Annotated in this window: 6 protein-coding genes; 4 read left to right on the forward strand and 2 right to left on the reverse strand. The window is 40.4% G+C overall.

Going from position 1 to position 4436, the window contains the following annotated elements:
- The 4 genes from C7B62_RS24695 to C7B62_RS24710 form a co-directional block, all read left to right on the forward strand.
- Positions 1-349: PH domain-containing protein (locus C7B62_RS24695; protein WP_106244029.1), on the forward strand; the 349-nt coding region annotated here is incomplete at its 5' end.
- A 115-nt stretch (positions 350-464) separates the two neighbouring features.
- Entirely contained in the window at positions 465-1619 is a 1155-nt protein-coding gene (yidC, locus tag C7B62_RS24700) for a membrane protein insertase YidC (RefSeq protein ID WP_106244033.1), read from the forward strand.
- Positions 1620-1634: 15 nt separating this feature from the next.
- On the forward strand, positions 1635-2123 hold the full coding sequence (locus tag C7B62_RS24705) for a R3H domain-containing nucleic acid-binding protein (protein ID WP_106244036.1): 489 nt from the start codon (positions 1635-1637) through the stop codon (positions 2121-2123).
- A 55-nt stretch (positions 2124-2178) separates the two neighbouring features.
- Positions 2179-2691, forward strand: coding sequence for a DUF177 domain-containing protein (locus C7B62_RS24710; RefSeq protein WP_106244039.1), 513 nt, complete (start codon positions 2179-2181; stop codon positions 2689-2691).
- An 85-nt stretch (positions 2692-2776) separates the two neighbouring features.
- Here C7B62_RS24710 and C7B62_RS24715 read toward each other — a convergent pair whose 3' ends face one another.
- A complete protein-coding gene (locus C7B62_RS24715) occupies positions 2777-3460 on the reverse strand; it encodes a lecithin retinol acyltransferase family protein (protein WP_106244042.1) in 684 nt (227 codons plus the stop codon).
- Positions 3461-3492: 32 nt separating this feature from the next.
- Positions 3493-4436, reverse strand: a 944-nt coding sequence (locus tag C7B62_RS24720; protein WP_106244045.1) for a GntR family transcriptional regulator, incomplete at its 5' end; no start/stop codon positions are given.

The raw sequence follows: 4436 nt of genomic DNA on the forward strand, positions 1-4436 counted from the left end.
AGATTTAATTTTTAATATATTTTTAGCATTTACCGTAATCTGCATTCCCTTAACCGTAGGTGCAATCGTTAGAGCCTTGTGGCTTCGCTATCGGATTACAGACCGTCGTATTTGTGTGACTGGTGGGTGGAGAGGTACTCAAAGAACAGATATTATCTATTCTGAGGTCATGAAAATTGTTAAAGTACCTAGAGGAGTTGGTCTATGGGGAGATTTAGTAATTACCCTCAGGGATAAAAGTCGTCTAGAAATGCGTGCAGTCCCTCAATTTAGAGAGATTTACGACTATATTTCCGAGCGCGCAGCAGACAAGACAGGTAGACCTTTAGAGTCGATTAGAGTGAACTAAATAACATAGTATAAATTACATATAATTACAGTTTAGATCGGTTTTCCTCACGGGCGATCGATTAAACTGAATTGCAATTATAATCATCTTCGTAAAAGGCTGGACAGATTAAAAAATGGATTTTGGTATCGGCTTCCTCTCAAATAACATCATGCTCCCCATCCTGGATTTTTTCTATGGATTAGTGCCGAGTTATGGTTTTGCGATTATTGCTTTGACAATTGTAATTCGTTTTGCAGTAGTTCCCTTGAGTGCAGGACAAATTCGCAACATGCGAAAAATGAAGATTGTTCAGCCGATGATGAAAGAACGACAGGAGAAAATTAAACAGCAATATAAGAACGATCCTGAGAAGCAGCGAGAAGAACAGGCAAAAGTAATGCAGGAATTTGGCAATCCTCTAGCAGGATGCTTCCCTTTGCTCTTGCAAATGCCAATCTTGTTTGCCCTCTTTGCTACCTTGAGAGGCTCGCCTTTTACTGACACTCCCTACGATATTAATGTTCAGATTTTACCCCAAGAACAGATCGAGCGAGTTGCGCCTCAGCCTTTCGCGACTAAGCCAAAAAATATTTATATCGAAGATGGCATACATGAAAGGATAGCTGCAATGTTGCCAGGTGGTAGTAAGTTGGCAGTAGGGGATACTACCAAAGTAGAATTGCAAACCCCTGAAGGTAAATCTTTGAATACTTTGCTCAAAGAATATCCAGAGAGCGATATTAACCCTATTTTAGAAGTTACCAAAGGTTTTGAGCGCGTAAAAATCAACGAAGATGGCACAATTACTGCTTTAGAACCAGGAGATGCCACAATTCAAGTAAAACTTCCTGGGATTGCGGCTAATACTGGCTTTTTATTCATTGAAAAGCTTGGTCGAGTTGGGGTAACTAATGAAGACGGCGGCATCAACTTTGATATTCTGGCAATGGTCTTGATGTTTGGGGTAGGGATATATGTGAACCAACAGCTAAGTGGAGCGCAAAATACTAGTCCTGGTGCAGACCAACAACAGGCAATTAATAAGATTACGCCTTTACTGTTCAGTGGAATGTTTCTCTTCTTTCCTCTCCCTGCGGGCGTATTAATGTATATCGTGGTGGCAAACTTCTTCCAAACTGGTCAAACTTGGTTCTTGATGCGTGAACCTCTGCCAGATGATCTCCAGAAAATTCTTGATGAACAGGAAAAAGCAGAAGCTACAAGCAATAGAAATGCATTGCCGTTTGAAAAGAAGCGTTCTAAGAAGAAAGAAAAAACTTCAGGTTAGTAACCATTAACTATTGTGAAAAGTCAATTGAGTTCGGGCAAGGAATGGTTAGAGCAGTTACTTACCCTCATGGGTGTAGCTGCTGAGGTTAAGACAGAAGGGTTTGAAACAGTAACTGCTGATTCAGACTTTAACTGGTTAAGTATTAGCGTTAATGATTTAACCGAGACGCAAAAACAGCAGCTGATTGGTAATAAAGGTGAAAGCATTGATGCGATTCAGTATTTAACCAATACTATTCTGAATTTAGATGCAGATCCAGAAGTGCAAAGCTCTTTTATCGTTGAGCTTGATGGTTATCGAGTTCAACGCAACCAAGAATTAGCAACCTTGACTCAAGACGCGATCGCTCAGGTACAATCAACGGGGGAAGAAGTGGCAATACCTGGCTTATCTTCCGCCGAAAGAAAACAAATACATTCTTTATTAGAAAGTACAGCAGGCTTAAGCAGCGAGAGTCGTGGTCAAGAGCCAAATCGTCAGCTAGTGATTTTGCCTCAATAGTCCTGCCAAAGGTCATCAGTGCGCTAATATCCAAATGGATCATATTAAGTAAACAATGGAACCGATATATATTCCTCATCTGCTTAAAGCACCAAACAGAACGGCAGACATTATTGTTGATGATAGTATTTCAGGTTTAGACACCTTAGTTCCCGTTAAGGGATCTATTTCAGTACGTCATGGAGGTAATTTTTTGGAAATTATCTCAACCGCAGAAACAATTATTACTCTAGTTTGCGATCGCTGTTTACAGCACTATAATTATCGCCTGGAAATCGATACTTCGGAGTTAATCTGGCTCGAATCTGAATTAGAAAACGCAGAGGATCTTCCCTCAGAAAGAGAGGTTTCTCTAGATGATCTCTCAGAAACTTTACCTCCTAATGGACATTACAATCCCGAAATCTGGCTTTTTGAGCAGCTATCTTTAGCTTTACCATTGAGGAAAATTTGTGGAGCAGACTGTCCTGGAGCGAGCGTTAAAGCAACTTCAGATGAGCATCATGTCGATCATCGCTGGTCTAGTTTAGCTGCCTTAAAAGAGCAATTAAACAGTAATCAAGACTAAAGTTTGCGCAACAACAGTCAAACACAAACTCGAAGTGAAGTTAATTACGGCTCATTTTGACGAAGTCAGAGGAAGTTTGTCGTTCTCAGGCGGAGTCTCTCTGACTACGGACAATATTTGCGGTTATTTCGGCAAGCTCACTTAACTCTATTTCTAGTTTGCTTGCCTGCCGTTCATAATCTAATTTCTTGGCGATCGCTGCTCGGGCTAAATCCTCTCGTTCCTGACTTAGGGCTTTTTTAGCTACTTTGTTCCAAGTTTGGGCTTCGGCGATCGCTTCTTGGTATTTTGGCTGCACCTGATTCCAAACTGATTTAATGTCCATTAGAGCTTCAGCAGTAAGTCTTTTATTATTGCTGCTGTCTTTTCCTTTGAGCGCCTGTTGGATTGGCTTATATAGCTGAGAAATATCTAAAGTAGCGATCGCTGGTAAATAGTTTCTAATTTGTTTACTGTCGTTAATTCCTGTTTTACACCAGCTAGCAAAGTGTTCGCAATTATTGGAGAGTAAATTGTAGTCCCGTTCTCCCAGTCTGCTTTTAGCTCGCTCAACCACGACATCGGGAATATAGCCAAACCCTTCACTATATTCAGCTACGTAAACGGGATTGCCTCGACTAAAGGTGAGTAGAGAAGTCTGTTCAATGACTTCACTAGGTTTGCGATAGTGAATTACCGTACCATCCCCACAGTCAATGCCATAGTGTTTGTAAACTCCTTCTAATTGCCCAAAATTTCGATATACGTAAATACAGTCGCCTTTAGCCATTAAATGTTGATTGAATGTTTGATTTAGCTAGATTATTTAATTTTTTTCAGACTTAATTCTCGCTGCAAAAGCTTAATTGACTTTTCACTAATATAGCTATCGACGCTAATTACATCAGGAATACGAATCAAATCCTCGCGCATTGCCACAATTTCAGCCTTAACTCGATCATAGCTCGTATAGCCAGCGATCACTGTATGAGCAGAACGAATTACAGCTCTTAAACGATCGCGATCGCTTAAAGAAGAGGTTAATACTAATAAATCATCTCCTCTTTGACTGTTAACAATACTCGAAGCGACGCTTAACGTACCTTCACTCAAGCTCACAATACCTAAACAGGCTTGAGATGGTAACGCCTTAATGAGTTGCAGTTCTTTATTGTAGTCATAGATATCAATTGGAATGACGCGAAAAGAGTTGGGTGGCACAATTGCCAGCACTTCTTTAATAAAATAGCGGTTAGTGATTAAAGTGCCAAAGTTAATTGCTGCCAGAATTTGAGGCAGTTGTTCTAATTCAATTAATTCAATTTCAATTCCTAAAGTATTTTTTAATTCTTGCTGGATAATTTTACCTGCGTCAAGATCTCTTTGGGGTACGGTTACCACCACGCGATCGCAACAGCTAATCCGCCAATCAATTTCTTCAGTAAATAACTCTTTGACTTGATCGATGGTGCAGCCTAGCTCTAAAACCCGATCTACCCCTTCTTTAATTGCTTTAATTGATGCAGCTACGGGGGAATCTGATTCACTGACTCTATTTTCGTGTTCATGCAGCTTAACGTAAATCCCTGACCCAGCGATCGATTCAACTAATCCATTTTCTTCAAGCTGTTGGTAGACTTTACTAATAGTATTGCGATGTAAACCTGTGATCATCGCTAACTGTCGAGTACTGGGTAAACGATGAGCAGGGGGATATTGTCCAGAAGCGATCGCAAACTGAATTTGAGCAAACAGTTGTTTGGAAG

The organism is Pleurocapsa sp. CCALA 161, assembly GCF_003003995.1.
Classification (GTDB): domain Bacteria; phylum Cyanobacteriota; class Cyanobacteriia; order Cyanobacteriales; family Xenococcaceae; genus Waterburya.

What these genes read in the sequence shown, in the direction of transcription:
- yidC (WP_106244033.1), top strand. Translation starts at nt 465, where the DNA reads ATGGATTTTGGTATCGGCTTCCTCTCAAATAACATCATGCTCCCCATC.
- C7B62_RS24715 (WP_106244042.1), bottom strand. Translation starts at nt 3,460, where the DNA reads ATGGCTAAAGGCGACTGTATTTACGTATATCGAAATTTTGGGCAATTA.
- C7B62_RS24710 (WP_106244039.1), top strand. Translation starts at nt 2,179, where the DNA reads ATGGAACCGATATATATTCCTCATCTGCTTAAAGCACCAAACAGAACG.